The organism is Bradyrhizobium nivariense, assembly GCF_029846695.2.
In the GTDB taxonomy this organism is placed as follows: Bacteria; Pseudomonadota; Alphaproteobacteria; order Rhizobiales; family Xanthobacteraceae; genus Bradyrhizobium.
This window is the reverse complement of the sequence record NZ_JARWCR020000099.1, coordinates 1-26,172: the sequence shown is the minus strand read 5'-3', so window position 1 is coordinate 26,172 and position 26,172 is coordinate 1. Positions and strand designations below refer to the sequence as shown.

Genomic DNA, 26,172 nt, shown 5'->3' with positions numbered 1-26,172 from the left:
CTTCCTGTTCTTCGGCTGGCTCTCCGACAAGGTGGGGCGCAAGTGGATCGTTGTCACGGGATGCGCCCTATCTGCCCTGCTGATCATGCCGCTATTCCAGAGTCTTGCGACTTACGGCAATCCGGCGCTTGCAGAATTCCGCGCCAACACTTCGGTGGTCGTACACGGCGACGACTGCGGCGAGGATCAGTCCTGGATTGCTCAGCTCTTCCGCCCCCAAGCGACGAAGGAATGTACGCGCGTGAAGGCATTCCTGACTGCGAATGCCGTCCCATACGTCGTGAAGGCCGATACTGCATCCCTTAGCGTCCAGATCAACGACGATCTGGCGACCGCCTTCGATGGAGCCAAGCTTCTGAAGGAGCTGACCGAACGAGGCCTCCCGTCGGCGAAGTCGCCGGCTCAGCCCAACGGTCCGATGGTGATCGCCATCTTGTTCGCTTTGGTGTTCCTGGCGACGATGGTTTACGGGCCGCTTGGGGCTCTCCTGGTCGAACTCTTTCCTGTCCAGATCCGCTACAGCGGCGTGTCCGTCGCCCTGCAGCTCGGGAACGGCTGGATCGGCGGTTTTGCTCCGTTCGTCGCAACGACAGTCGTCATTGCGACCGGCAACATCTTCGGCGGGCTTTGGTACACGATCGCGGTTGCCGGTTTGACCGCGATCATCGGGGCACTCTTGCTGCCGGAAACCCGTGGTCGCGACATCCGCGGGTAATCGCGCAATCGCATACCTGCGACGTCGAATCTCGCCGTCGCAGGTCCTCGTTGCGATGACGCCACTCAAGCGGCGCATCCCACACTGCATCAGACATGCGACACGCGTTGGAACAATCTGGCGGCAACAATGGCAACATCACAAAAAATTCCGGTCACTATCCTCACTGGCTTTCTCGGATCCGGCAAGACGACGCTGCTGAATAAATTGCTCGAAAGCGACTTGATGGCCGACTCGGCGGTTATCGTGAATGAGTTCGGAGCGATCAGCATCGACGCCGAGCTGGTCGTCGGGGTTGAGGAGGAGATTCTCCAGATCAACAACGGCTGCATCTGCTGTACGGTCCGCACGGATCTTGTTTCGACGATCACCAATCTCCTCTCAGGAACAAGGCCAATCCGCCGCATCCTCATCGAGACTACCGGGTTGGCCGATCCAGCCCCCGTGATTCAAAGCTTTATTGTCGACGAGGTACTTTCCGAAGTCACGGCGCTCGATGCGGTCGTGACAGTGGTCGACGCCATCAATATAGACCGGTGGCTCGCCGATCAGGGCTCCGGCGAGAACGTCGCGGCCGAGCAGATCGCCTTCGCCGACGTCGTGGTGATAAGCAAGCTGGATCTTGTCGACCAAGACGCACGCGCCAGATGCGAGTCGACTATTCGGACCATAAATCCGATGGCTCCGATGGTCGGAGCGATCGACGGTCGGGTAGACGTCGCCTCGATCGTCGACGTCAAGGCTTTCGATTTGAAAAACTGCTTGTCCATCGAACCACTGCTGCTCTCCGAGCTCGAGCACGAGCACGACTCCTCAGTGGTGAGTGTCGAAGTACGCGAAGAACGCGCCCTCGACGGGCCTCGCTTCTTCCGGTGGCTCAATATGTTTGTCCTGGAGAATGGTGAAACCCTTCTCCGCTGCAAGGGTATCCTGTCGCTGACGGGCGAGGCCCGGCGTTGGGTTTTCCATGGAGTCCATATGACACTCGAAGGTCGACCAGGCAGGGCTTGGGCCTCGAATGAGCACCGCACCAGCGCGATCGTCTTCATCGGAAGAAGGCTCGATGCAACGCGAATTCGAAATGAGATTGCCGATCTGACCTTGTCAGATACCAGTCTGGTTATGTGATCAAACCCAAAAGAGGGCGCCGCAACAATGAAGTTGCAACACTATCTAGGAGGCCTCGAAGGTCTCGATCCGATTTCACTCGAAACGCGTGTGTTCGTGGAAGCCTGGGAGGAGAGAATCTTCGGCATCCACACGGCGATGATGGCACTGAGCCCGCAACTCGATCTCGAAACGACGCCAAGTACATTCAACACCGAATGGACCTGGGCCGACCTGCGCAAGGGCGCAGAATCGATGAATCCGTTCGATTACTTCAAATTCCGCTATTATGAAAAGTGGCTTGGCGGAATCTCGGCCTATTTCGTCGCGATGGGTTACATCACTCAGACAGAACTCGACGCGCGAACCAAAACCTTCTTGACGACAACCCCCGTGATGCCGAAAGGCGGAGACGCCGCGGTGGACGCTCGCGTGCGGAAATATCTGCTGATCGGCGACGATCCGAAACGAGAGCGCTCAACGCAACCGCGCTTCGTGCCCGGCGACGCCGTTTGCGTCGCCGATCCGAAATCGGTCGATCACACTCGCTTGCCAGGACATCTTCGGAACAAGGCGGGCATAATCGATAGCGTGTATCCCGACGCTTACGCCTACCTTTGCGACACCGGGCCGGACGGAATCGGCAAGGCAATGCCCGTCTACTGCGTCAAATTCGACCCCGAAACACTGTGGCCAGGGAATACCGAGCAGAATTTTACCTTCTACGCAGACCTGTTCGAGGCCTACCTCGAACCAGCCACCGCATCCTGAGGAGCCCCACGATGCAACGTTTCGAGTATTCCACGGACCGAGAAACGCTGAATGCGGCGCGCGTCCGCGCGCTGGAGGCCCTGCTCATCGAGAAAGGCGTCATCACCCGCGAGACGGTGGACAAGATCATGGCGATCTTCGCGACCGAAATGGGCCCGTTCAATGGCGCCAAGCTCGTTGCGAAAGCGTGGGTCGATCCGGCGTTCAAGAAGATACTGGCCGAAGACACCATGGCTGCAGTCGAACAAATGAACTTCGTGACCAAGGGAGCCGGCGCCGAAGGCGAGCATATGCAAGCGGCGATCAACACGCCGGAGGTGCACAATCTCATCATCTGCACCCTCTGTTCTTGCTATCCTTGGCCGATTCTTGGCCTGCCGCCCTATTGGTACAAGGATCCTTCGTTCCGCGCGCGAGCTGCGCGCGAGCCCCGCAAAGTGCTGAGCGAATTTGGCCTGAACATTGCGCCGGAAAAGGAAATCAGGACCTGGGACAGCAGCGCCCAGATCCGCTGGTTCGTTGTCCCGGAACGACCGGCAGGCACCGACGGCTTCAGCGAAGAGCAACTGGCAGCTCTTGTCACACCTGAGTCGATGATGGGCGTCGCGATCGTCAAGCCGCCGAGCACCTGACGCCATGCAAGCGAATTTCGAGCATTTTGCCCTGGGAAGCATGTTGGGGAGGCCCGACATGCCACCCAAGGACAACGGAAGCCTTTGCTTCGGCGCGCCCTGGGAGCGCCAGGCATTCGGGCTGGCGCTTGCTCTCTCCAAACAAGGCTTGTTCGAATGGGAGGATTTCCGTTCGGAAATGATATCAAGCATCGCCGCTTGGGAGGCCACCCACGACAAGACCGACCCAAGCTGGGACTACTACGAGATCTGGCTCACCGTCATTGAGCAGATGGTGCAACGATCCGGCTTGATCGACCAATCGGCCCGGGCGACTTTCTAGGCGCCTTGTTGTCGGCTCGATCCAGCGGGCCCCCAGAGCGCATACATTCAGCGACCTCTGCGGCTGCGGTCGAGTTGGGCTTTCGACCCAAGAACGCAATCGTACGAGATCGTTTCCAGCGCGGAAAGGCGTAGTTTTGGTGCCCAGGGGCGGAATCGAACCACCGACACTGCGATTTTCAGTCGCATGCTCTACCAACTGAGCTACCTGGGCGTGCTCCAAAGAGGGGCCAAAGCCCATCGAGCGGGCGGTTTATAGTGGGCTGAAGGCTGCCTGTCCACCCACGCTTCGCCGATGGCTTTGCGGGGCGCGGCCCGGCTGTGCACAAGGCGGGACGGGGCTCGGAGGGAACGGCGCGCGGCGGCGCATCGAGAATTTAAATAATTGATACAACAGGGTTATTCTTCTCCATCTGCCTCGTCATCCCGGCCGGGAATGACGTAGGAGCCTTTCAGCCAGCGGTTCAGATCGACGTCGCGGCAGCGCGAGGAGCAGAACGGGCGGGTCGCCTCGGACTGCGGCTTGCCGCAGATCGGGCAGGTTTTGAGGGGGCTTGCGGGCTTTTTCACCTGGTCGTCCATAAGGTGCACAGCTTACACGGGGTGAGGGAGTTCAAGAGCCTGTCGCCAAAGCGGTTCCTCCGGCGGAAGCGCAGGCGTCCCGGCCAGCTCCCGCGGGGCCAATTCTACTGTGCATGGGGTTGTTTTCGAGATTTTTGCAGGAGCGGCTGTTCGGCTCACACGGCGGTGGCGTTGAGCCAGCCGAAGCGGATCGGGAAACCTTCGCCGCCGAGCAGCGTGGTGGTCTCGTAGAGCGGCAGGCCGACCACGTTGGTGTAGGACCCCACCATCTTGACCACGAACGAGCCGGCGATGCCCTGCACGGCGTAGCCGCCGGCTTTGCCGCGCCATTCGCCGGAGCCGATATAGGCCTGGATGTCGTCCTCCGAGAGGCGTTTGAAGCGGACCCGGGTCTCGACCAGGCGCTGGCGGAAGGCCTCGCGCGGCGTCACCAGAGTGATCGCGGTGTAGACGCGGTGGTTGCGGCCCGACAGCAGCCGCAGGCACTGCGCGACCTCGTCGACCAGGTTGGCCTTGGGCAGGATGCGGCGGCCGACCGCCACCACCGTGTCGGCGGAGAGGATGAAGGCGCCGCGCAGCTCGTCGTCGAGCTGCACCGATTTGAGCGCCGCATCGGCCTTGGCCCGCGCGAGCCGGTTGGCACAGGCGCGCGGCAGCTCGCCCCGCTTCGGCGTCTCGTCGACGTCGGCAGGCCGGAGCGCGTCCGGCTCGATGCCGGCCTGGTTGAGCAGCGACAGGCGCCGCGGCGAACCGGAGGCAAGAACGAATTTGGGGCGGCCGAGCATCAGGTGATTTGGGGGATGAAGCAGGGGGTGAATTGCGCGCGGAACCTATCGGACGGGGGCTGATTTCACAACCCGGGAACCCGGACTTTACTGATTCGACGGGCACAGGACGCGTGTGCCTGCGCTCTGTGACGCGGATGTTACGGGCGCCGCATGCTACCCGCTTGCCGCGCCCACCTTCGAAAACCGCCGGCGGATGCGCAGCAGGAGCTGGTCGCAGACGTCGCGATAGGCAGCTAACTTCTGGTCGCGGCTGCCTTCGATGGTGGTGGGATCATGCGTCGGCCAGTACTCGACGTCGGCGGCGAGCGTCCGGGTCAGCTCCAGGGCCTTGTGGTGCGCCTCCGGCGACAGCGTGATGATCAGGTCGAAATTCAGCCCCTCCCAATCCTCCAGCTCCTCGAAGGTCTGCGGCTTGTGGGTGGAGATGTCCTGGCCGAGCTCAGCCATCACGGACACCGCGAACGGGTCGAGCTCGCCGCGCCTGGCGCCGGCCGATTTCACGTAGAGGCCTTGCGGAAACATGTGCCGCAGCAGGCTCTCGGCCATCGGCGAGCGCACGCTGTTCATCGCGCAGGCGAACAGCACCGATTGCGGATCGCGTGCGCGTGGCGGACCCGCCATCGCGCTTAGCCTCTTTTGGTAGAGGGCATGGCCTTGTCGGAAAACCGCTGCGCACTTTTCGGGATCATGCCCTAACCCTTCCAGTGCAGAACAGTAATGAGCGTGAACAGCCGGCGCGAGGTCTCGAAATCCACGCGCACCTTGCCCTTCAAGCGCTCCTGCAGCGTACGCGATCCCTCGTCATGGATGCCGCGGCGGCCCATGTCGATGGCCTCGATCTTGTCCGGGGTCGCAGTGCGGATCGCCTGGTAGTAGCTGTCGCAGATCATGAAATAGTCCTTCACGATCCGGCGGAACGGCGTCAGCGACAACAGATGCGCGACCACGGGCGTGCCGTCCTCGCGGCGGATGTCGAACATCAACCGGCTGCCGGTGATGCCGATATGCAGCGTGAACGGCCCCTTCCCGTCCGCGCCATCGGGTGCGAACAGATTCTGCTCGATCAGATCGTAGATCGCGATCGCGCGCTCATGCTCGATGTCCGGCCCGGAACGGCCGATCGAGTCCTCGTCGAGCGTGACGCCGACGATGCGATTCTGCGAGTCGTCCTGTTCGGGCGGCTGGGTCATGACAGATTGAGGCGCAATCCAATCGAGCGCGAATGGGCATCTAACCCCTCCGCCTTACCGAGAATCATCGCGGCCGGACCCAGCGCACGCAGCTGATCCGGGCCGCATTTCAGGATCGAGGTGCGCTTGAGGAAATCGTGCACCGAGAGGCCCGAAGAGAACCGTGCCGAGCGCGCCGTCGGCAGCACGTGGTTGGAGCCGCCGACATAGTCGCCGATCGCCTCCGGCGTATGCGGCCCGAGGAACACGGCGCCGGCGTTGCGGATCTTTGCGGCGAGCGCGTCGGGATCTTGCGTCATGATCTCGAGATGCTCGGCGGCAATCGCATCCGCGAGCGGAATGGCGTCGGCAAGGTTCTTCACCATGATGATGGCGCCGAAATCGGCCCACGAGGCGCTGGCGATCGCGGCGCGCGGCAGCGTCTTCAACTGCGCCTCGACGGCCTTTTCGACATCGGCGGCAAGGCGCGCGGAATCGGTGATCAGGATCGACTGCGCGCTGGCGTCGTGCTCGGCCTGCGCCAGCAGGTCGGCGGCAATCCAGTCGGCATTTCCGGTGTCATCGGCGATGACCAGCACCTCCGAGGGACCGGCGATCATGTCGATGCCGACCTTGCCGAACACCAACCGTTTTGCCGCGGCGACATAGGCGTTACCGGGCCCGACGATCTTGGCGACCGGCGCGATCGTCGCGGTGCCATGTGCGAGCGCGGCAACCGCCTGCGCGCCGCCGACGCGGTAGATCTCGCTGACGCCGCCGAGCTTTGCTGCGGCGAGCACCAGCGGATTGAGCTTGCCGTCCGGCGATGGCACCACCATGACGAGACGCGCCACGCCGGCGACCTTGGCCGGCACCGCATTCATCAGCACCGAGGAGGGATAGGCCGCGGTGCCGCCGGGCACGTAGAGGCCGGCGGATTCGATTGCGGTGTAGCGCCAGCCGAGCTCGACGCCGAGCGGGTCGGTGAAGCGCTCGTCCTTCGGCAGCTGGCGGCGGTGATAGGTCTCGATGCGGTCGCGCGCGAGCTTGAGCGCATCCAGCGTCGCGGCATCGCAGGCTTTCACCGCGGCCTCGATCTCGGCGGCGGTGACGCGCAGGCCAGATGCATCCAGAGTCAGCCGGTCGAACTTTGCCGTGGCCTCGAGCAGCGCCGCATCGCCCCGCTTCGCCACGTCGTCAACGATGGCACGCGCGGCGGCCTCGACGTCGGCCGAGGCCTCGCGCTTGGCGGCGAGGAACGCCCCAAATTGCTGGTCAAAATCGGCGCTGCTGCGGTCGAGACGAACGGGCATCTTGGCTTCTAACTGGTTTTTGGGCGCGCGGTTTGGCTCACCGCACCCCCTGCTCAATGGCGCGGCGGGGAAGCTGCGTCAACCCTTGGGCCGGGCCGTTCCCCTCCGGCGTCGTCCTGGCGAAAGCCAGGACCCATTACCACCAGCGGATGTGAGGAGGCGGAATTGGGCCACATCTCGTTTCAACAACCAAGCCTTGGGGTTATGGGTCCTGGCTTTCGCCAGGACGACAGCGAATGCGTGGCCTTGGCATGCCACCTTACCCCTCCCCTTCAACCTCCAACCCCGTCCCCAGCTCATCCGCCTCCAGATCAGTCAGCTCGCATTCCAGACATTCGACGTCGAGGCGGATGGCGCCGCCTTGGGCAAACAGGAGCAGCGTGCTGCCGCCGGGGGCGTCCTGGCCGTGGAATTCGATGCCGACGAGGTCCAGAATCGTGTCCGGCGCGGCGAGGTCGATGTTGCGCGACTTGCAGGCAAGCACGCGGTCGAAACGGAGGGCGGCCATCAGCCTGCGCGGCTCGGCCTCGCCGTCCAGCGTCTGCTCCCAGTCCAACCGGCTCATGCCGACCACCAGCCGCTTTTCGCTTTGCCGCCAGATGATGTCCGAGGACTGCACGAGGGCGTCCTGGACGTGGGCCGAGATCACGGCGAGGTCGTCGGCGTCGAGCGCGATCAGTTTGAGCTGGCGAGACATCGCTGGCGCTTTCTCCTTCGGACGGGCGGGGTTCAACGCACGCGGGCGCCGAAATTTCCTCAGAACTAAACGCCCCCACTGGACTAGAGGCTATTGATATCCTCCATCTCCAGCACCTTCCGCGGATACCCCTCCCGGGCAACCCGGATCATGGCGCGGCCCATCTGCTCGGTCGACGTGACGAGCCGCGGCGAGAGCCGGCGCAGCACCGACCACAGCGGCCAGCTCACATTGTAGACGGCCTGCACCCACGCGGTCTTGGAACGGGCACCGTGCAGGGGCTGGATCGCGCCGGGCCGGAACATGTAGGCGTCCTTGAACGCCAGCTTGAGCAGATCGTTCTCGGTCTTGCCCTTGACCCGCGCCCACATCCGCGAACCCTGCTCGGTGGAATCGGTGCCGGCGCCCGTGACATAGACGAATGTCATCTGCGGATTGAGCCGGGCCAGCGCGGTCGCCGCCGCGAGCGTGAGATCGTAGGTGAGATGACGGTAGCGCTCCTCGCTCATGCCGATCGAGGAGACGCCGAGGCAGAAGAAGCAGGCGTCGAAGCCGGTGAGCTGCGCTTCGATCACTGAGTAGTCCGTGAAATCGCCGTGTGTGATTTCCGTGAGCTTGGCGTTGCGCATGCCGGTCGGACTGCGGCCGACCACGAGGACGCGGTCGATGCCGGCATCGACCAGGCACTCACGCAAAACGCCCTGCCCGACCATGCCGGTCGCGCCGAAGATGATGATCTGCATCGGGACGTCCCCAACGGCGTCGCGGTTCATGCGGCGGCCGCGATCTCGTCGAAGGATATACCGGTCAACGTCGCCGAGACATCCCACAGCATGGCTGCCGAGGCGAAATCCTTTGCCTGCGACATGATCTTCGCCGGCCTCGGCGGCCCTTTCAATTCGTAGAACCAGTTCGGACCGTAATAGCCGCCGGGCTCCGCTGCCGGCGAGGTCGCCGCCAACAAGGTCGGCAGCGCGCCTTCCGCGGCAGACTGGCTAATGAAGGGCTGTAGCCAGCGGCTCACACGCGACTGCAAGCTCCTGGTGCCCGGCCCGTTCGGAATGAGATCGGTCCGCGCGTAGCCGGGATGTGCGGCAAGGCTCGTCAGGCCCCAGCCGGCGGCAAGGCTGCGGCGCTGCAACTCCAGCGAAAACATCAGCATCGCCAGCTTGGACTGGCAATAGGCCCGCCAGGGACGATAGGAGCGCTTGCCTTGCAGATCGTCGAAATCGATCGCGCCGGAGCGGTGCGCGAGGCTCGAGAGGTTGACGATTCGAGCCGCCTTCGCCCGGCGAAGCTGCGGCAACAGCCGCGCCGTCAGCGCGTAATGGCCGAGATAGTTGGTGCCGAGCTGCATCTCGAAACCATCCGCCGTCTGCTGCCGCTTCGGCAGCGCCATCACGCCGGCATTGTTGACGAGCAGGTCGAGCTGCTCGTTGCCGGCGGCAAAGCGCCTGGCAAAATCGGCGACGGAAGCGAGGCTGGCGAGGTCGAGATGCTCGTAGGCGATCAATGCGTTGGGAAAGCGCTCGCAGATGCCCTCGATCGCGCGCAAGCCCTTTGCGTCGTTGCGCCCGGTGAGTATGACAATGGCACCGGCGCCCGCCAGCGCCATCGCCGTCTCGTAGCCGAGGCCGCCCGTCGCCCCGGTCACGACGGCGGTCTTGCCGCTGAGAGGGGGATGTCTGCCGTGGTCCAGTCGGTCATGCCATAGCTCCGTCGGGGCTGGGAAAAGGCCCGCGACGGGTCTAAATGTGCACTCGGTGCAACTTTGCAAGAGGTGAGTGATTTGAAGGTTTCGAAGGTCGCCAGGAAATCAGTCAACAGGCGCACCAAGCCATTGCCGGCAGGAGCAAAATCCCCCGAGGGCCCCGGCCTGCGCCAGCGTAAATTGCAAGAGACCCGCGGGCGGCTGACCCGCGCGGCGATGGCGCTATTCCTGGAGCGCGGCTTCGAGGCCACGACCATCGACGACATCGCGGCCGCGGCAGACGTTTCGCGACGCAGCTTCTTCCATTATTTCGCCTCGAAAGAGGACGTGGTCGCGGCCTGGCAGGAAGGCGCAGCCGCCGCGCTGGTCGCGGAGGTCGTGGCGCGGCCCGCGGGCGAAACCATGCTGACCGCGGCGGAGAACGCGATCGCGGCGGCGGTCAAGCGGATCGATCCAGCCGAGGCGGCGGCGATGTCGCGGCTCAAGCGCGACAATCCCGCGCTTCAGGCACGCGACCAGCTCAAATACGAGAAGCTCGAGCGTGCCTTGGCCGACGGCCTCGCCCAGCGCGCCAGAAACAAATCGGACCGGCTGAAGGCGCGGCTCGTCGCCATGATTGCCACCGGCGCGATGCGCGTCGGCGGCGAGAGCTGGATCGGCGAAGGGGCGCGGGAGAAGCCGGAAGCTTTCGTCAAGCGCACCTTCGATGCGATCAGGGCGATATTGGCGTGAGGCCGCTCACCCCTTGAAGAACGCCAGCAGGTCCGCGTTGATGGTCTCGGCGTGCGTCGTCGGCATGCCGTGCGGAAAGCCCTTGTAGGTTTTCAGCGTGCCGTTCTTCAAAAGCTTGGCCGACAGCGGCGCGGAGTCGGCGTAAGGCACGATCTGGTCGTCGTCGCCATGCATCACCAGCACCGGCACGGTGATCTTCTTCAAATCCTCGGTGAAGTCGGTCTGCGAGAACGCGACGATGCCGTCGTAGTGGGCTTTCGCGCCGCCCATCATGCCCTGGCGCCACCAGTTCTGGATCACTGCCTCTGACGGCTTTGCGCCGGGACGGTTGTAGCCGTAGAAGGGACCGGCGGCGATGTCGCGGTAGAAGCTGGAGCGGCCGGCCGCGAGCTGCACCTGGAAATCGTCGAACACGCTCTTCGGCAGGCCACCGGGATTGGCCGCGGTTTGCACCATCAGCGGCGGCACTGCGGAGAGGATCGCGGCCTTCGCCACCCGGCTCTCGCCATGGCGCGCGATGTAGTGCACCACTTCGCCGCCGCCGGTGGAGTGGCCGACATGGATCGCGTTCTTGAGGTCGAGATGCGCGGTCACGGCCGCGAGATCATCGGCATAATGATCCATGTCGTGGCCGTCCGCGACCTGCGACGAACGGCCGTGGCCGCGGCGGTCATGCGCGATGACGCGGTAGCCGTGGGTGACGAAGAACATCATCTGCGTGTCCCAATCGTCGGCCGACAGCGGCCAACCATGGCTGAACACGATCGGCTGGCCCGCGCCCCAGTCCTTGTAGAAGATCTCGGCGCCGTCTTTGGTGGTGATGGTGGGCATTGCTAGGCTCCTTGAACGATCAGACGAATGCCATCGGCTTGTAGCGGCGCCAGGCGCCGATGGTGAGCAACACGAAGAACACCAGCACGATGCCCTGCACCACGGCGAATACGGGGCCTCCTGGCGGCGCCGGTGGCACGGCGGGCGCAAGCGCGGCGAGCGTCGGCACCTTCAGGAACGACTGGATCACCAGCACGAAGACGTTGAAATACAGCGAGATCATCGCGGTCACGATATAGACCGGACGCCAGAACCCGGTGAGCTTCATGGCGTACAGCGCGATGCAGGCGATCGCGAGCAGCACCAGCGAGATGATGCCGATGATATGCGACGGCAGCAGCTCCTTGAACGGAAACAGGAAGCCGGTGGCGCTGGTGAGGATCGTGAACGCTAAGAAGATCGCGGTGAGGCCCGGCATCGGCTTCGAGCCGAGCAAGCCGAACATCACGACGAGGCCGGCGGCGATGCCGATCAGGCTGATGATGACATGGACCAACGTGAAGGCGGGCAGGCTCAACCCAAGAACCATGACATCTCTCCTACTCTCTGCATCGAGTTCGGAGAGATAAATATTACGGTCCTCATCGAATTGCCACATGCACTGGCACCGCACATGCGTGCGCAGCCATGCGTCGTCGTGCGAATCGACAAATGCATGGCTGAATTTTTTGCAGCGCCGTCACAAACGACAGCAGGCTTTCGACGAAAGTTGAATCGATCGCCGCAACATCGGCCCGCGCTCGGCGGGCCGATGCGACGCGTCTCAGACTTCCTTGGTGTCGAAGATCAGCAGGTCGGCGCCGCCACTGGCGAATTTGGGCACGTCAGCGCCGGTCGCCTTGCCTTCCGGGCTAGCGAATGCCGCCTGGATGTCGGCCGCGCTGTCAAAGGTGAGAATGGCGACGAGATGGATTCCGGAAGGCCCAGTGGGGGAGCCGACCGGCCCCTTGCTGATGGCGTATTTCTTCAGGCCGGGAAGTTTCTTGGCAAGCGGAATGTGGGTCTCGGCATAGTACTTGTCGAAGGCCGCAGCATCCTTGGGCGTCTTGTAGAGCACGACGATTTCAGCCATTTAGTCCTCCCTTGAATCCTATTGTTTTTAGACCCTCATGGTGAGGAGGCGCGCGAGCGCCGTCTCGAACCATGCAGGCCCGGCTGTTGCATCCGGGCCTTCATCCTTCGAGACGCGCGTTCCGCGCTCCTCAGGATGAGGAGATAGTCTGCATCAACGCGCGCAATGGCAAGTCAGATTCGACTTGCCATTCGCTTGTCTTCTACTTGACTCATTGTTTGAGCACGATCTTGTCGGAAAACCGCTGCACACTTTTCCGGATCGTGCTCTAAAGCGCCGGTTTTGCGGCGTCGCCGAGGAAGCCGTGCAGGGAGGCCACGACCTGCGCGCCTTCGCCGATGGCGCCGCCGACGCGCTTGACCGAGCCGGAGCGGACGTCGCCGACGGCGTAGACGCCGGGCACGGAGGTCTCCAGCGGCGACACCAGCCGGCCCTGGTTCTGCTCGGACTGCGCGCCTGTCACGACGAAGCCGCCGCGATCGAGCGTCACGCCGCAGCCGTCGAGCCAATTGGTGGCGGGATCGGCGCCGACGAACAGAAAGAGATTGCGGACGTCCGCAAAATCCTCGTCGGTCGAGAGCCGGCTCTTCCAGCGGATGCGACGCAGCAGCGAGGCCTCGTCGCCTTCGAGCGCCGTGATCTCGGTGTTGAAGAGCAATTCGATGTTCGGCGTGGCTTCGATGCGCTCGATGAGATAGCGCGACATGCTGGCCCCTAAGCCGCCGCCGCGGATGATCATCAGCACGCGCTTGGCGTGGCCCGACAGGAACACGGCGGCCTGCCCCGCCGAGTTGCCGGCACCGACAAGAGCGACCTCCTCGCCGGCGCAAAGCCGCGCCTCGACCGGGGACGCCCAGTACCAGACGCCGCGGCCTTCGAATTTGTCGAGGTTCTCGATCTCGGGGCGGCGATAGCGCGCGCCGCTTGCGACCACGATCGCGCGCGAGCGCAAGGTGTCGCCGCAATCCAGCGCCAGCGCGAACGTACCGGTACTGCGCGAGCAATCCAGCGAACTCACCGACATCGGGATCATGATCTCGGCGCCGAATTTCTGCGCCTGGGTGAAGGCGCGGCCCGCCAGCGCCTGGCCCGAGATGCCGGTCGGAAAGCCCAGATAATTCTCGATGCGCGCGCTGGCGCCGGCCTGCCCGCCGAAGGCGCGGGTGTCGAGCACCGCGACCGAGAGACCTTCGGAGGCCGCGTAGACCGCCGTCGCAAGTCCCGCCGGCCCGCAGCCGACGATCGCGACGTCGTAGATGCGGTCATCCTTCGCCCCGCCGATCATGCCGATGGCGCGGCCGAGCGCGGTTTCGCTGGGATTGCGCAGCACGGTGCCGTCGGCGGTGACGACCAGCGGCCAATCCTCCGGCTTCGGGGAATAGCGCGCGATCATCTCGGCGGCGTCATGCTCGCTATTGGGGTCGAGCAGATGATGCGGCTGGCCGTTGCGGGTGAGAAAGCCTTGCAGGCGCACCACGCCGGCGGAATTCGACGGTCCGATCAGCACGGGGCCGCCGACGCCGCCCTGGATCAGGCTGACCCGGCGCAGGATGAGCGCGCGCATGATGCGTTCGCCGAGATCGGCTTCGGCCACCAGCAGCGCGCGCAGCCGGTCCGGCGGAACCAGGAGCACCTCGACATCGCCCTCGGCGCGTCCGTCGACCAGCGCCGGCCGTCCCGAGAGCTGGCCGAGCTCGGCCAGGAATTGCCCGGGACCCTGATCGATCACGGGCGTGACGTGGCCGAGCCCGTCGCGCTGGGTGATGGCAATTTGGCCTGACAGCACCACGAACATGCCCGGCCCGGGCTTGCCGGTCTCGAACAGGAGCTCGCCGTCTTTATATTGCCTGAGCTCGCCGAAATGGCGCAGGCGCTCGATCTCGGCAGGCACCAGTGTCGGAAAGGTCTGCTCGGGGCGCGAGAACTGCGCCATCAGCGCCTCCCTGTCGGTTCGTTGCGATTCGTCCTGCCCCATTGCCACGTCACTTAACTCCAAAAGTTTCCAGCCGCCGGATTCTAACTGCCGGTCTTGTCGGCGGTCTTGCCGGCGGCCCCCTCATCTAGGGAATCATCTTCGTTCTGCGAGGGCTCAGTGCTTGCGGCGCGTTCGCGCGCCTGCACCTTCCGCCGCTTCAGGTTTTCGCGCAGCGCCGATTTCAGCCGATCGTCCCGGGACGCCCTCGCCTGTCTCGAGTCCTGCCTCGAATCCTGCTTCGTGCGCTTGTCGGTCTCGTCAGCCATCACGGGTCCATTACAGTGATCCCACGATAACATGCCCAATGAACGTGGCAGCTCAAGAGGCCCGCGCGATCAGATCGTGCGAAACTCGAAATGGATCGAATCCGGCGCGTCGGGCAACTGGCCAGTTGGGTGGGGATATCGCAACCCGAATCCGCGGGAAGTCGGCCGTTTCGAGCCAAAACAAGCATTTTGGCCTCGATATCGACCCGATTTTATCGTTTTGGCGGGACCTGCAAGCTTGCACAGGAGGGGGGCTTGTGGCAGATATCGGCCCGCTTGGTAGGCCCCTCGTGGCGGCCGATTCTCGATCCCAGCACATGCTGCCGTAGCTCAGTGGTAGAGCACTCCATTGGTAATGGAGAGGTCGACAGTTCAATCCTGTCTGGCAGCACCATTCCCTGGGTCAAATCACGCACAGATCAGCAGTCTCGCGGCATCAAACGCCCGAGTTTTGCTTCTCTCCGTAACCCTCTTCCGTGAAGAGGGTGCAGGGAAGACCGGGTGCCGGCTGGCACCCGCGGTCCGCTGCGCAAAAGCACACGCAGAAAAACCGCACAGCAGCATACAGGTGACGCCGAACACTCGGCCTTCCCTGCGCAGTGGGTTGACGGCTTATGCCGCGCTCTCCCCGGCGACGAGTTCCTTTTTGTCACCGTCGCCTTGCGAATTGACGATGCCTCGAGACCCGGTTGGGCCCCGATCCATCTCCGCAAGGCTTGACCGTAGCAACGACGGCCAGGACCACACGATTTTGCCGTACGCAGCTCATCCGGCTTCGCCAAGAGGCTTCGCCGAACTTGAGCGCCGGTCGTCCGCACGCTGGCCAAGACCTCACGAGGTTCATCTCGCCCTGGTCCCCTTCGCGTGCCCGACGCTGCCGCGTCCACCGCACCCCGATCCACGTTTCGTTACGACGGACGATCGCCCCTCTCCCTGGACCGGGATGGCGGGAGGGATACCGCAATTCCGAATTTCGGTAAAGTGGAATATTTTTGTGGTTGGGGATTGACGGGTTTGGGACGGGGCGGGTGTTTTGCCCGACGGGTCATCGCTGACTGTGTGTACGGGCGTCCACTCTTGTCATCCGAAGGCGCAGGGGCCACATGTTCTTACACGATTGGCTCCCCTGCGGATGAGCCCGGAGAGGACTAAGGGCAGTCTTGGCGGCTCGACTTGGCTACTCGTGTCACCTAAACGCCGCACCGGAAATCGTACATGCCTTTACCCGCAATTAGGAACTTTACAGGAACGTGAGCCGTTCGCTATGGTCGCGTCGGCAACGGGAGTGGCTCGATGACTGATGATCTTAAGGAACTGATTGAGCGAGCTCGCCACATCGAGATGACGCCGGACCAGTTGGGCGAACAGCGCCGTAGCTTTGCGTACGGCAACACCCATATCGAGAACGAACGGATCACTCGGGAGATGGTTGCCGCGCTCGACAAGAAGCTCCATTCGGGCGAGTAGTTGAAGCGTGGCAGATGACCGGCATAGCATTGCCGAGACAGCGCCACTTCTCAGCGATCCAGATGAAATTGCGCGGCGCGAGGCGGAAAATGGCATCCGCCAGTTCGATCTCGCGCTCGAGATGATCCGGTCATTTGTAAAAGAACCGGAGCGTCCCTTCCGTTTGCGATCCAGCTTGATCCTTAAGTTGCATCAAGCTGCTTTGAACGGCATCCATCCGTTGGCAGGGACATGGCGCAACACTAACGTGATAATCCACGGCAGCAAGCACCAGCCGCCGGAAGCGCCGTTCGTGTCCGAAGAGATCGAGCACCTTTGCGACTACGTGAACGACAACTGGTCGATGACAGCGGTGCATCTTGCTGCTTATGTTTTGTGGCGCCTCAACTGGATCCACCCCTTTGCCGACGGCAACGGCCGCACCGCCCGGGCGGTGTCGTACGTTGTGATGAGCATAAAACTAGACAGCTTGCTGCCCGGCGCACCGACAATTCCCGAACAAATCGCTGGAAACAAGAAGCCCTACTACGACGCTCTTGAAGCGGCCGACCAACGCCTGACTAACGGCGCAACGGACGTCAGCGCATTGGAAGACATGCTGAATGGGATGCTGGCGAAGCAACTTGTCAGTGCAGCCAAGCAAGCGAAGGGCGAGGCGCAAAACCCTTCAAGCCGGAGCTACCACTGACCAGCGAAAGCCCGTACGATAGGTAGAGTGAAGCGAAACCCATCGAGGCCTTGCTCGATCACGAAACATGATGGGTTTCGCAAGTGCTCTACCCATCCTACGCACTACGCACTGTGGTCACCCATCTGCTGTGCGGTGAAACGATCGTCGGAACGGCGCAGCCGTCGGCATAGCTCGCGATTGATGTTCTGCAGGATGATCACATAGGCATGGATATCGACCTTGTAACAGGCGTAGAGCTTTTGGGCGGTCAACTCGTACAGCACCGTCGGACTCTCCGCGACCACGGTGGCCGAGCGATTTTGCATTTCAATCAGCGTCATTTCACCGAAGAAATCGCCGGGCTCCAGAACGGAAATCGGGATGACGTCCCCCGAATTCGCCCGCTTGCTCACCGCCAGCCGGCCGGATTTGACGATGAACAGCGAGCGTCCGGGCTCGCCCTCCGTCACGACGGTTGCTCCGGTATCAAATCGGCACTCGACCAGCATCGACATCAGGAGGTCGAGACTCGCGTCCGTGAGACCACCGAAGAACGGCGTCGCGAGCAGGAACGCTTTCAGATCGGGGGCGGCGACAACCATCGCGTGAGGATAAGCTTCATGGCCATCTGCGGCAAGCAGAGCAGATATCGGCGCTGACGACGCCGAACGTGTTTGAACAAGGCGGTCAGCGAAAATTTCGTAGGATGGGTAGAGCACTTGCGAAACCCATCATTCTTCCGCGCAGACCAAGTGCGATGGGTTTCGCTTCCGCCTTCGCTCTTCGAGCTACGTCGGACAAGTCGCTCTACCGATCCTACGCACTACGCACTCTCGCCGCGCAGCGTCCGCTTTCGCCAGAGGTCAACCATGACCTTGATGGCTGCTGCAAGCACGAGCGCGCACAGCGCTACCTTCGAGATTGTCTCCATCGTCCCCTCGATCAGCAGGCAATGGGCCACGCTGCCTGCGACGATGACGATCGCGAGGGGAATATGGATGATGCGCCAGGTGCGCAGCCGCAATCCCAATCGCCGGCGTAGTAGCGCCAGAAGAGCAACGGTGAAGATGGCCCACATGGCGGTCACGCCGAAGGGAGAGAACGGCGTCGGCGATGTATAGGTCAGGGCGTCGATCATGTCGGGCGGGCTGGTGATCCAGAGGCCGGCGACATGGATCACCACCGCCAGAGCAAGCGCGCCGCCGATCCAGTGATGGGCGCGCCGGCCGCGATAGGCCGACAGGCCCGGAAAATATCCGCCGATCAGCAGAGGCTGAACGAGCACGAGACCGAGCGCGATGATCCCGGCGAAGCCGGCGAGGATGTAGACCGGCCTGCGCCATGCGAGCTGCTCGCTTCCCGCAGCGAGCGCGATCGGCACGCCAATGGCCAAGGTAAGGGCGACCCAGATCAGGCTCGCCCGGGCCGATCTCCGCCCCTTCATCTCCAATGCGATCAGGCCGGCTGCAGGACGAAGTGCGCCTCGAGGCTGGTTTCCTTTGCGCTCCGCATCACCGGCCGCAGGAACACGGTTTTGAATTCACCGCTGTCATAGGCGAGGTGGCCATGCGGCTGGCCGAAGATGGGAATGATCTGCGGCATCTCGAGCCGGAACGCGCCATCCTTGTCGGTCAGCGTGGCGCCGTGACTCTGCGGCTCGTGCTCCTGCCCTTCGGTCGTGTGCGCCCAGATCTGGATGCGCTGCCCGGCCAGCGGAGCCCCGTCGCCGGCGCGGCGTACGGTGCCGCTCATCCAGAAGCCGCCCTTGCCGATCCGCTCCACGATTGCCGCGCCCTTGCGGTAGTTGTTCGCCCCGCCCGACATCGAATCGGTCGGCGCGAGGCCTTCCGCGCGGGCAGGCAACAGCAGCCCGGAAAAGCCGGTTGCCAAGACGCCGGTTGCCAGGACGGAGCCGCCGGCGGCGAGGAGGTTGCGGCGATTGAGTACGACGATGGTCATGTCGGTTCCTCCTGGCGCGTGCAGTGGCTCCACCGAGAGTACAACAACAGGAGGGAGGCGCCCAGTTAAGACCAACGGCGCACCAGGTCGCAATAACGGTGTTGTGAACGGGAGTGCAGGCCGCTCGAACAGCTTCGTAGCAAGGATGGGTCAAGCGGAGGCGAAACCCATCGAGGCCTTGCTCGATGACGAGCATGATGGGTTTCGCAAGTGCTCTACCCATCCTACGCGCTGACACTACATGTGATGTTCCAGACGCGCATGATCGCGCAGATCCTCTCCTCCGGTACCCAGATGATCCCCTTCTCCGTGCTCGACCTCGCGCCCATCCGACAGGGCGGCGATGCGTCGCAGGCATTTCGCAATTCGCTCGATCTCGCCCAGCATGCCGAGGGCTGGGGCTACAAACGGTTCTGGCTGGCCGAGCATCACAACATGACGGGCATCGCCAGCGCGGCAACGTCTGTCGTGATCGGGCATATCGCGGGCGGGACCAGGACGATCCGCGTCGGGTCCGGCGGGATCATGCTGCCGAATCATTCGCCGCTCATCATTGCCGAGCAGTTCGGCACGCTGGCCTCGCTCTATCCCGGGCGGATCGATCTCGGGCTCGGGCGTGCGCCGGGCACCGACCAGCTCACGGCGCGGGCGCTGCGGCGCGATCTCGCCACCAGTTCGGAGAATTTTCCGCAGGACGTGCTGGAGTTGCAGGCGCTGCTCGGCGATGTGCAGCCGAACCAGACCATCCGCGCGGTGCCCGGCATGGGAACGAAGGTGCCGCTGTGGATCCTGGGATCGAGCACCTTTGGTGCGCAGCTTGCCGCGATTCTGGGCCTGCCGTTTGCGTTCGCCTCGCATTTCGCGCCGCAAATGATGATGCCGGCGCTGCGGGAGTATCGCGCGCGCTTCGAACCATCGGCGCAGCTCGACAAGCCCTACGCGATGGTCGGCGTCAATGTGTTCGCCGCCGACAGCGATGTCGAGGCGCAACGCATGTTCTCCTCGCTCCAGCAGCAGTTCATCAACCTGCGCCGTGGCACGCCAGGCCCGCTGCCGCCGCCGGTCGACGACATGGACGCGCTGTGGTCGCCGGCGGAAAAGGCCATGGTCGGCCAGTCGCTGTCCTGCTCCGCGGTCGGCTCGCCTGACGTGGTCGAACAGAAGCTGAAGGCGCTGATCGCCGAGACCGGTGCGGACGAATTGATGACGACGGGGCAGATCTACGACCACGCCGCGCGGCTGCGCTCGTTCGAGATCGCGGCCGAGGTGCGGGACCGGCTGGTGGGGTGAGCGGGCCCGATTGTTGCGGCAATAATGGTGCGCTCCCTCCCCCGCTTGCGGGGGAGGGCTAGGGAGAGGGTGCCTCCGCAGCGGGACAATCCCCAAGAGGAAAGAGCCCTCACCTCTCCCTCTCCCGCAAGCGGGAGAGGGAGAGGACTGCGTCCGTGGCAAGCCTCGAGTGCCCTAATCCGCAAACCCGAACAGCTTTGCCGGATTGTGCACCAAAATCTTCTCCAGCGTCGCCTCATCAGGCGCGTAGCGGTACATCAGCTCGAGCAGATCGGCGTCGTTGGGCGGCTGCTTGACGGAGACCGGGTGCGGCCAGTCGCTGGCCCAGACGCAGCGGTCGACGGCCGCCTCGATATAGGCGCGCGCGATCGGGATCACGTCGTCGTAGGGCGGGCCGGCCTTCGAGGTTTTCTCACCGAGCGACAGCATCACCCAGAAATTGCCCTTGGCGAGCAGCTCGAGCATCTTGCGCAGGTTCGGATCGTTCTTGCCGGCTTCCGGATCGGGACGCGCCATGTGGTCGATCAGCACGGGCACGTCGAGATTCTCGTATTTGGCGACGCTGGAGACGATGCCGTCCTTCTCCGGCTGGATCTTGACGTACCAGCCGAGCTCGCGGATCCGCGCGATGGCGCGGGCGAAATCGGCATCCGACAGCACGGCGCCGAGCTCCTGGCGGAAGCTGAAGCGCGCGCCGCGGACACCTGCATCATGCAGCCTGGCGAGATAAACGTCGTTCGCCTCCGCGAACACCAGCGCGTTGGCGCAGCCGCGATAGTTCGGGCCCATCGCGGCGAGACCGTCGAGCACGACGGCATGGTCGGCGCCATACGTGGTCGTCTGCACGATGATGCCGCGCTCGATGCCGAGTGTCTTGTGGACGCGCAGCGCCGCTTCCCAGGTCGCGGTCGGCATCCGATAGGCCGCACCCGGACGCTCCGGATATTTGTCCACGGGGCCGAGCACGTGAAACTGGCTGTCGACGGTCTTGGGCGGCGGCGCCTTGACCGGACGGCGCGGGTTCGGGTCGAACGGCAGATAGGTCGGCATGCGGCAGGCTCCCTTAGTCGATCACGGCAGTGAAGTCGCACTGCACCAGCGCGCCGCCGTCCATATTGTCCATCGGCAGAGCGTGGCGCGCCGGACGCGAATGCTCGTCCGGAAACATTTTCAGCCACTCGACATTGACCGGGCCGCGCTGCGTACGGTCCTTCAGCCACACCGTCATCTTGATGATGTCGTCCGTCGCGCCGCCCGCGGCCTCCACCGTCGCCTTCATATGCGCGAACATGTTGGCGCATTGCGCCTCCAGGCTCTCAGGCATCACGCCAGTCGCGCCATCGCGGCCGAGAATGACGCCCGACATCACGAGATTGCCGATGCGGCAGGCGTTCGGAATCGGATTGGCATGCTTGAAGCCGCCGATGTGGATGCTCTTGCGTCGCGTTTGACCGGTCATGGTGCGCTCCCTCTTTATTGCTTGTTCAGACGAACTGGCACGACACCGAGCCGAACGCGCCGTAGTCGGCGTGGAAGGTGTCGCCGCGGCGGATGTCCACCGGCCGCGTAAACGATCCCGCCAGCACGACCTCGCCGGCGGCGAGATGTTCGTCATGCGGCGCGAGGTGGTTGGCGAGCCAGGCGATACCATTGGCGGGATGATTGAGCACGCCGGCGGCAAGCCCGGTTTCCTCGACCTCGCCGTTGCGGAACAACAGCGCGCCGATCCAGCGCATGTCGGCATCCATCGGGCGGAAGGGGCGGCCGCCGAGCACCAGCGCGGCGTTGGCCGCGTTGTCCGAGATCGTGTCCATGACCTTTCGCGGCTTGCCGGTCTCGGGATCGACGCGGTGCATGCGCGTCTCCAGAATTTCCAGCGCCGGGGTCACGTAGTCGGTGGCGTTGAGCACGTCGAAGATGGTGCAATCGGGCCCGCGCAGCGGCGCCTTCAGCACGAAGGCGAGCTCGACCTCGATCCGCGGCGCGTGAAAACGGTCGAACGGAATCGGCGTGGCGTCGGCATAGAACATATCGGCGAACAACACGCCGTAGTCGGGCTCGGAAATGCCGACCGCGTTCTGCATCGCCTTCGAGGTCAGGCCGATCTTGTGGCCCTTGATGACCCGGCCGCGACTGATCTGAAGTTTGGTCCAGGCGCGCTGAACGGCATAGGCATCCTCGATGCTGAAATCGGGATAGTCCTTCGAGAACATCGTGATCAGGGTCTTGGTGCGCTCAGCCTCGTCGAGGCGCGCGGCAAGGCGTTCGATCGTGGTCGCATCCAGCATGAGTTAACTCTCCGCGGCGACGGTGTTGCGCAGCACGCCCATGCGGCTGGATTCGACCTCGACGACATCGCCCACTTTCAGCCAGCGCGGCGGGTCGAAGCGGGCACCCGCCCCGGTCGGCGTGCCCGTCACGATCATGTCGCCGGGCTTGAGGGTTGCGAAGGTGGAGAGATAGGAGATCAGAAAATCGAACGGGAACATCAGCCGCTCGGTCGTGTCCTGCTGCCGCACCTCGCCGTTGACGCGCGTGATGATGTCATGGGGCCCACGCGGATCGAGCTCGTCCGCGGTGACGATCCACGGACCGATGCTGCCGGAGCGGTCGAAGTTCTTGCCCTGCGTGACGTTGAACTTGCCGTGGCGCAGCCAGTCGCGGATCGTGCCCTCGTTGCACAGCGTCATGCCGAAGATGTGCGCCCACGCCTTGTCGCGCGGAATGTGGCGGCCGCCCTGGCCGATCACGATGACGAGCTCGCCCTCGTAGTCGAGCTGGTCCGAAACTCTGGGCTTCTCCAGCGGCTGACCGGAGCCTGTCATCGAGGACATGCTGCGCACGAACAGGCTGGGATATTTGGGCAGCTCCGAGCTGTCCTTGTATTCGGCATTGCGCTCGGCGTAGTTGACGCCGATGCACCAGAGCTTTTCCGGCGCCAGCACCGGCGGAAGCAGCACGAGATCGTCGAGTGCGTGGTCCGGCTTTTGCCCGGCAATGGCTTCCTGCGCGTCGGCCAGGGCATTGGCCGCGATCAGCGACTTCACGTCGGAGAAGTCGCGGCCGATCCGCGTGGTCAGATCGACGACACCGCCTTCGATGGCGGCACCATAGTGCGCCTCTCCGTCCAAGAGATAGCTCACGAGTCGCATTGTCGTTCTCCAATGGTCTTGAGGTGCGCCCGGGTCAGCGCGCTCAGTCGGTCGATTTGGGAGTCTGGAACACGCCGCGCAGCGTCACGATCTCGCCGAGCCGGGCGTAACGCGGCCCGCCGATGCGCGCGATCGGGTCGAGCGCCGCGGTTTCGACCTTGCCGTCGTTCACGAGGCTGTCGCGGATGTGGAACATCACGACCTCGCCGACGATCAGCCGGCTGCGGGCGTCGCCGAATTCGAGGCACTGCCGGAAGCGGCATTCCATCGCGACGGGTGCAATGCTAAGCCGCGGCACCTTGATGCGCTCGCAGCCAAGCGTCTCGAGCCCAAGCTCGGCGACCTCGCTGATCTCAGGCGGATGCTCGACGGAGCTGTCGTGCACGGCCTGCATCAGCGGGGTATCGGCGATGTGGATGACGTATTCCTCGGTGTCGAGGATGTTGTGCGCGGTGTCCTTGTAGTCGGCGCCCTTGCGGCCAACGCTGATGGCCAACATCGGCGGCTTCTGCGAGACGAAGGTGAAGGCGCTGAACGGCGCGAGGTTGAGCACACCCGTGCGCGACAGGCTCGTCACCCAGGCAATGGGGCGCGGCACCACGATGCCGGTCATCAGCCGGTAGATGCGCTCGGCGCCGAGCTCGGTGGGGTCGATCCGCATCGATCAATCCGCCTTGATGTTGGCCTTGCGCACGATCGGAATCCATTTGGCGTCCTCGCGCTCGAGATAGGCCCTGAACTCGTCCGGCGTCATCGCGACGGCTTCTCCGCCGAGCTTCTCGAACTTGTCGACCACGGCGGGGTCTTTCAGGATCGCGGTCAGCGCCTCGTGCAGCTTGTCGATAACAGGCGCCGGCGTGCCTGCCGGCGCGAACAGGCCGGTGAAGGTCTGGCCGTCAAAGTCCTTGTAGCCGAGTTCGGCGAAGGTCGGCACGTCAGGCAGCGACTTCAGGCGGTGCGGACTGGTGACGGCCAGCGCCCGGAACAGGCCGGCCTTGATGTGCTGCAGGCTGACCGTGAGCTGGTCGAATGCGAACTGCACCTGCCCGCCGAGCAGGTCGTTGACCGCGGGCGCATTGCCGCGATAGTGCGCCGTGACCCATTGCAGGTCGAGGCTGGACTGCATCAGCTCGCTGAGCAAATGGTTGGTGGTGCCGGGACCGGGCGAGGCCATGGTCAGCTTGCCCGGCTCGCGCTTGGCGAGGTCGATGAATTCCTTGAAGGTCGTCGCCTGCACGGACGGATGCACCTCGAGCACCAGCGGCGTCATCGAGATCGTCGTGATCGGCAGGAAGTCCTTCTTCCAGCTGTAGGCGTCGCGCTTGTTGATCTCGGTCGCGAACAGCACCGGGCCGTTGGCGCCGACGAACAGCGTGTAGCCGTCGGGCGCAGATTTCGCGAAGGCCTCGCCCGCGATCATGCCGCCGGCACCCGCCTTGTTTTCGATGATAAAGGGCTGGCCGAGCTTTTCCTGGAGCTTGTCGGCGATGATGCGCGCCGCGCTGTCGACATTGCCGCCGGCCGGATAGGGCACGATCAGCTTGACGTTGCGCGCCGGCCATTGCTGGCCCGACGCCGGTCCCGCCAACATCGCCGCTGCGGCAGCTATGGCAATCCAGATTAATCTCATGTTAACCTCCCGGCGGCGCTTTCAATTCCAAGTCTTCGAATTCCAAGTCTTCGAATTCCAAGTCTTCGAATTCCAAGTCTTCGAATTCCAAGTCTTCGAATTCCAAGTCTTCGAATTCCAAGTCTTCGAATTCCAAGTCTTCGAATTCCAAGTCTTCGAATTCCAAAGTCTTCGAATTCGACGTCGAATGCCCAGACTTTGCTTATGGCATCCCGATCGGAGCGCAATCTCCAGATGCGCGCTTTACCTGTCGAGTGAATTGTGGCGTTCTTGTCCATATTATGGACAAGACCACTCCCTCGAAATCCGCCCGCCGCATGACGGAACCGCGACAGGGCGCGCAGGCGATCCGGCGCGCGCTCGCGGTGCTGCGCATTCTTGCAGCAGGCCGCGAAGACGGCGTGCCGCTGGCCGAGGTGGTGCGGGCGACCGGCCTCACCCGTCCGACCGTGCATCGCATCGTCCACGTGCTGATCGAGGAAGGCATCGTCGAACGGCACGACCGAACCGGCCGCTACGCGATCGGCAATCAGGTGCCGGAGCTCGCGCTCGCACGGGCCCGGCCGTCGCGGCTGCTGATCGCCGCCAATCCGTCGCTGCAACGTGCGTCGATCGAGATCGGCGACACGCTGTTCCTGACGGTGCGGACCGGCAACGACACGCTGTGCGTCGATCGCAGGATCGGCGTCTATCCGATCCAGGTGCTGTCGATCGAGGTCGGCGCGCGCCGGCCGCTCGGCGTCTCCAGCGCAGGCGTCGCCATCCTCGCCGCCATGCCGGCGCAGGACGCGCGAAAAATCGTCGCGGCCAACGAGAAGAGACTGGAGGCCTACCGGACCGACGTCGCGACGCTGCTGGGCCAGGTCACCGCCGCGAGACGGCGGGGATACAACATGCGGGAGATCGGCCTGGTGCAGGGCACGAAATCGATCTCGACCTGGATCAAGACGCCGGACGGCCGCCCCGCTGCTGCGATCACCGTCTCCGCCGTTCGGACGAGGCTCGGCCCGCGCCGCGAGCAGGAGGTCGCGGAGATATTGCTGCGGGAGGCGCGCATCATCGAGCAGGCGATCCGGGGCTAGCTTCGCCTCTCCCCGCGTGCGCGGAGAGGCCGACGCGCAAAGCGCGGCGGGTGAGGGGAGCCTCCGCGAATCCGACGGTCACCGTCTTCGCGGATAGAGCCCCTCACCCCAACCCTCATTCGCGCTAGGTTTAGCTCTGGACACAAAGAATCTCGATATGATTCAAGCTTGGGATGAAGATTCGTCCTGAGATTTTGGATCATTGGCCGGAGGTGAGTGCGCAGCTTCCGGCGGGTTTTG

The 26,172-nt window shown here is 63.7% G+C and carries 31 protein-coding genes, 2 tRNA genes and 1 pseudogene; 11 read left to right on the top strand and 23 right to left on the bottom strand.

Going from position 1 to position 26,172, the window contains the following annotated elements:
- The 5 genes from QCM77_RS42220 to QCM77_RS42200 form a co-directional block, all read left to right on the top strand.
- A partial coding sequence (locus tag QCM77_RS42220; RefSeq protein WP_280096745.1) for an MFS transporter occupies positions 1-715 on the top strand: 715 nt, incomplete at its 5' end.
- 129 nt (positions 716-844) lie between these two features.
- Complete coding sequence (locus QCM77_RS42215; RefSeq protein WP_280096744.1) at positions 845-1,843, top strand: CobW family GTP-binding protein; 999 nt, start codon at positions 845-847, stop codon at positions 1,841-1,843.
- 27 nt (positions 1,844-1,870) lie between these two features.
- Positions 1,871-2,593 carry a nitrile hydratase subunit beta gene (gene nthB / locus QCM77_RS42210; protein ID WP_280096743.1) on the top strand — a complete coding sequence of 241 codons (723 nt, stop codon included), beginning with the start codon at positions 1,871-1,873 and terminating at the stop codon, positions 2,591-2,593.
- An 11-nt stretch (positions 2,594-2,604) separates the two neighbouring features.
- The gene (gene nthA, locus QCM77_RS42205; protein ID WP_280096742.1) at positions 2,605-3,225 is read left to right on the top strand and encodes a nitrile hydratase subunit alpha; all 621 of its coding nucleotides are present in this window, start codon (positions 2,605-2,607) and stop codon (positions 3,223-3,225) included.
- A gap of 58 nt (positions 3,226-3,283) precedes the next feature.
- A complete protein-coding gene (locus QCM77_RS42200; RefSeq protein ID WP_462804401.1) occupies positions 3,284-3,547 on the top strand; it encodes a nitrile hydratase accessory protein in 264 nt (87 codons plus the stop codon).
- 137 nt (positions 3,548-3,684) lie between these two features.
- On the opposite strand, the gene QCM77_RS42195 is transcribed toward QCM77_RS42200, so the two are convergent.
- The 9 genes and pseudogenes from QCM77_RS42195 to QCM77_RS42155 form a co-directional block, all read right to left on the bottom strand.
- Positions 3,685-3,760 (bottom strand) — tRNA-Phe (locus QCM77_RS42195).
- Positions 3,761-3,945: 185 nt separating this feature from the next.
- Positions 3,946-4,128, bottom strand: a complete 183-nt coding sequence (gene yacG, locus QCM77_RS42190; protein ID WP_007597555.1) for a DNA gyrase inhibitor YacG — start codon at positions 4,126-4,128, stop codon at positions 3,946-3,948.
- A 155-nt stretch (positions 4,129-4,283) separates the two neighbouring features.
- The gene (locus tag QCM77_RS42185; protein WP_280096740.1) at positions 4,284-4,913 is read right to left on the bottom strand and encodes a Maf-like protein; all 630 of its coding nucleotides are present in this window, start codon (positions 4,911-4,913) and stop codon (positions 4,284-4,286) included.
- A gap of 156 nt (positions 4,914-5,069) precedes the next feature.
- Entirely contained in the window at positions 5,070-5,537 is a 468-nt protein-coding gene (locus tag QCM77_RS42180) for an arsenate-mycothiol transferase ArsC (RefSeq protein WP_280096739.1), read from the bottom strand.
- Positions 5,538-5,608: 71 nt separating this feature from the next.
- Positions 5,609-6,106 carry a UPF0262 family protein gene (locus tag QCM77_RS42175; RefSeq protein ID WP_279663240.1) on the bottom strand — a complete coding sequence of 166 codons (498 nt, stop codon included), beginning with the start codon at positions 6,104-6,106 and terminating at the stop codon, positions 5,609-5,611.
- Positions 6,103-7,398 carry a histidinol dehydrogenase gene (hisD, locus tag QCM77_RS42170; RefSeq protein ID WP_280096738.1) on the bottom strand — a complete coding sequence of 432 codons (1,296 nt, stop codon included), beginning with the start codon at positions 7,396-7,398 and terminating at the stop codon, positions 6,103-6,105. The genes QCM77_RS42175 and hisD overlap by 4 nt, the downstream gene beginning before the upstream one ends.
- A gap of 259 nt (positions 7,399-7,657) precedes the next feature.
- A complete protein-coding gene (locus tag QCM77_RS42165; protein ID WP_280096737.1) occupies positions 7,658-8,095 on the bottom strand; it encodes a DUF2948 family protein in 438 nt (145 codons plus the stop codon).
- A gap of 83 nt (positions 8,096-8,178) precedes the next feature.
- A complete protein-coding gene (locus QCM77_RS42160) occupies positions 8,179-8,838 on the bottom strand; it encodes an NAD(P)H-binding protein (RefSeq protein WP_280096748.1) in 660 nt (219 codons plus the stop codon).
- A gap of 26 nt (positions 8,839-8,864) precedes the next feature.
- A pseudogene (locus QCM77_RS42155) lies at positions 8,865-9,802 on the bottom strand (SDR family oxidoreductase).
- Positions 9,803-9,884: 82 nt separating this feature from the next.
- Between QCM77_RS42155 and QCM77_RS42150 the strand changes: the two are divergent.
- A complete protein-coding gene (locus tag QCM77_RS42150; RefSeq protein ID WP_279663245.1) occupies positions 9,885-10,538 on the top strand; it encodes a TetR/AcrR family transcriptional regulator in 654 nt (217 codons plus the stop codon).
- Between the two features lie 6 nt (positions 10,539-10,544).
- Here the strand turns inward: QCM77_RS42150 and QCM77_RS42145 are convergent, their stop codons facing one another.
- The 5 genes from QCM77_RS42145 to QCM77_RS42125 all read right to left on the bottom strand — a co-directional run bounded on the left by QCM77_RS42145 (position 10,545) and on the right by QCM77_RS42125 (position 14,682).
- Positions 10,545-11,369, bottom strand: a complete 825-nt coding sequence (locus QCM77_RS42145; RefSeq protein ID WP_279663246.1) for an alpha/beta fold hydrolase — start codon at positions 11,367-11,369, stop codon at positions 10,545-10,547.
- Positions 11,370-11,388: 19 nt separating this feature from the next.
- Entirely contained in the window at positions 11,389-11,898 is a 510-nt protein-coding gene (locus QCM77_RS42140; protein ID WP_280096736.1) for a hypothetical protein, read from the bottom strand.
- A gap of 234 nt (positions 11,899-12,132) precedes the next feature.
- Positions 12,133-12,441 (bottom strand): EthD family reductase, encoded by a 309-nt coding sequence (locus QCM77_RS42135; protein ID WP_279663248.1) that lies wholly within the window; start codon positions 12,439-12,441, stop codon positions 12,133-12,135.
- 268 nt (positions 12,442-12,709) lie between these two features.
- Complete coding sequence (locus tag QCM77_RS42130; RefSeq protein WP_279663370.1) at positions 12,710-14,416, bottom strand: FAD-dependent oxidoreductase; 1,707 nt, start codon at positions 14,414-14,416, stop codon at positions 12,710-12,712.
- A gap of 41 nt (positions 14,417-14,457) precedes the next feature.
- Positions 14,458-14,682, bottom strand: a complete 225-nt coding sequence (locus QCM77_RS42125) for a hypothetical protein (protein ID WP_279687974.1) — start codon at positions 14,680-14,682, stop codon at positions 14,458-14,460.
- A gap of 319 nt (positions 14,683-15,001) precedes the next feature.
- On the opposite strand from QCM77_RS42125, the gene QCM77_RS42120 reads away from it, so the two are divergent.
- From QCM77_RS42120 to QCM77_RS42110, 3 genes are all read left to right on the top strand, one after another.
- Positions 15,002-15,076, top strand: a tRNA-Thr gene (locus QCM77_RS42120).
- A gap of 899 nt (positions 15,077-15,975) precedes the next feature.
- Complete coding sequence (locus tag QCM77_RS42115; protein WP_279663250.1) at positions 15,976-16,149, top strand: hypothetical protein; 174 nt, start codon at positions 15,976-15,978, stop codon at positions 16,147-16,149.
- Positions 16,150-16,156: 7 nt separating this feature from the next.
- Positions 16,157-16,837, top strand: coding sequence for a Fic family protein (locus tag QCM77_RS42110; protein WP_280096735.1), 681 nt, complete (start codon positions 16,157-16,159; stop codon positions 16,835-16,837).
- Between the two features lie 104 nt (positions 16,838-16,941).
- Here QCM77_RS42110 and QCM77_RS42105 read toward each other — a convergent pair whose 3' ends face one another.
- From QCM77_RS42105 to QCM77_RS42095, 3 genes are all read right to left on the bottom strand, one after another.
- Positions 16,942-17,421: a Crp/Fnr family transcriptional regulator gene (locus QCM77_RS42105; RefSeq protein ID WP_280096747.1), complete on the bottom strand. Its 480-nt coding sequence runs from the start codon at positions 17,419-17,421 to the stop codon at positions 16,942-16,944.
- 221 nt (positions 17,422-17,642) lie between these two features.
- On the bottom strand, positions 17,643-18,263 hold the full coding sequence (locus QCM77_RS42100) for a ferric reductase-like transmembrane domain-containing protein (RefSeq protein ID WP_280096734.1): 621 nt from the start codon (positions 18,261-18,263) through the stop codon (positions 17,643-17,645).
- Between the two features lie 11 nt (positions 18,264-18,274).
- On the bottom strand, positions 18,275-18,778 hold the full coding sequence (locus tag QCM77_RS42095; RefSeq protein WP_279687971.1) for a peptidase associated/transthyretin-like domain-containing protein: 504 nt from the start codon (positions 18,776-18,778) through the stop codon (positions 18,275-18,277).
- 294 nt (positions 18,779-19,072) lie between these two features.
- Here QCM77_RS42095 and QCM77_RS42090 point away from each other — a divergent pair, with 294 nt between their 5' ends.
- Positions 19,073-20,068 carry an LLM class flavin-dependent oxidoreductase gene (locus tag QCM77_RS42090; protein WP_280096746.1) on the top strand — a complete coding sequence of 332 codons (996 nt, stop codon included), beginning with the start codon at positions 19,073-19,075 and terminating at the stop codon, positions 20,066-20,068.
- A 174-nt stretch (positions 20,069-20,242) separates the two neighbouring features.
- Here the strand turns inward: QCM77_RS42090 and QCM77_RS42085 are convergent, their stop codons facing one another.
- From QCM77_RS42085 to QCM77_RS42060, 6 genes are read right to left on the bottom strand one after another with little or no spacing between them, the layout of a single operon-like run.
- Entirely contained in the window at positions 20,243-21,118 is an 876-nt protein-coding gene (locus QCM77_RS42085) for an amidohydrolase family protein (protein WP_279687969.1), read from the bottom strand.
- A gap of 13 nt (positions 21,119-21,131) precedes the next feature.
- Positions 21,132-21,527 (bottom strand): RidA family protein, encoded by a 396-nt coding sequence (locus tag QCM77_RS42080; RefSeq protein WP_279687968.1) that lies wholly within the window; start codon positions 21,525-21,527, stop codon positions 21,132-21,134.
- A 25-nt stretch (positions 21,528-21,552) separates the two neighbouring features.
- A complete protein-coding gene (hpaH, locus tag QCM77_RS42075; protein WP_280096733.1) occupies positions 21,553-22,356 on the bottom strand; it encodes a 2-oxo-hept-4-ene-1,7-dioate hydratase in 804 nt (267 codons plus the stop codon).
- A gap of 3 nt (positions 22,357-22,359) precedes the next feature.
- Positions 22,360-23,220, bottom strand: coding sequence for a fumarylacetoacetate hydrolase family protein (locus tag QCM77_RS42070; protein WP_279663262.1), 861 nt, complete (start codon positions 23,218-23,220; stop codon positions 22,360-22,362).
- Positions 23,221-23,263: 43 nt separating this feature from the next.
- Positions 23,264-23,881, bottom strand: a complete 618-nt coding sequence (locus QCM77_RS42065; RefSeq protein ID WP_279663263.1) for a flavin reductase family protein — start codon at positions 23,879-23,881, stop codon at positions 23,264-23,266.
- Between the two features lie 3 nt (positions 23,882-23,884).
- On the bottom strand, positions 23,885-24,850 hold the full coding sequence (locus QCM77_RS42060; protein ID WP_280096732.1) for a Bug family tripartite tricarboxylate transporter substrate binding protein: 966 nt from the start codon (positions 24,848-24,850) through the stop codon (positions 23,885-23,887).
- A 281-nt stretch (positions 24,851-25,131) separates the two neighbouring features.
- On the opposite strand from QCM77_RS42060, the gene QCM77_RS42055 reads away from it, so the two are divergent.
- On the top strand, positions 25,132-25,932 hold the full coding sequence (locus QCM77_RS42055; protein ID WP_280097130.1) for an IclR family transcriptional regulator: 801 nt from the start codon (positions 25,132-25,134) through the stop codon (positions 25,930-25,932).
- Positions 25,933-26,172 lie beyond the last annotated feature (240 nt).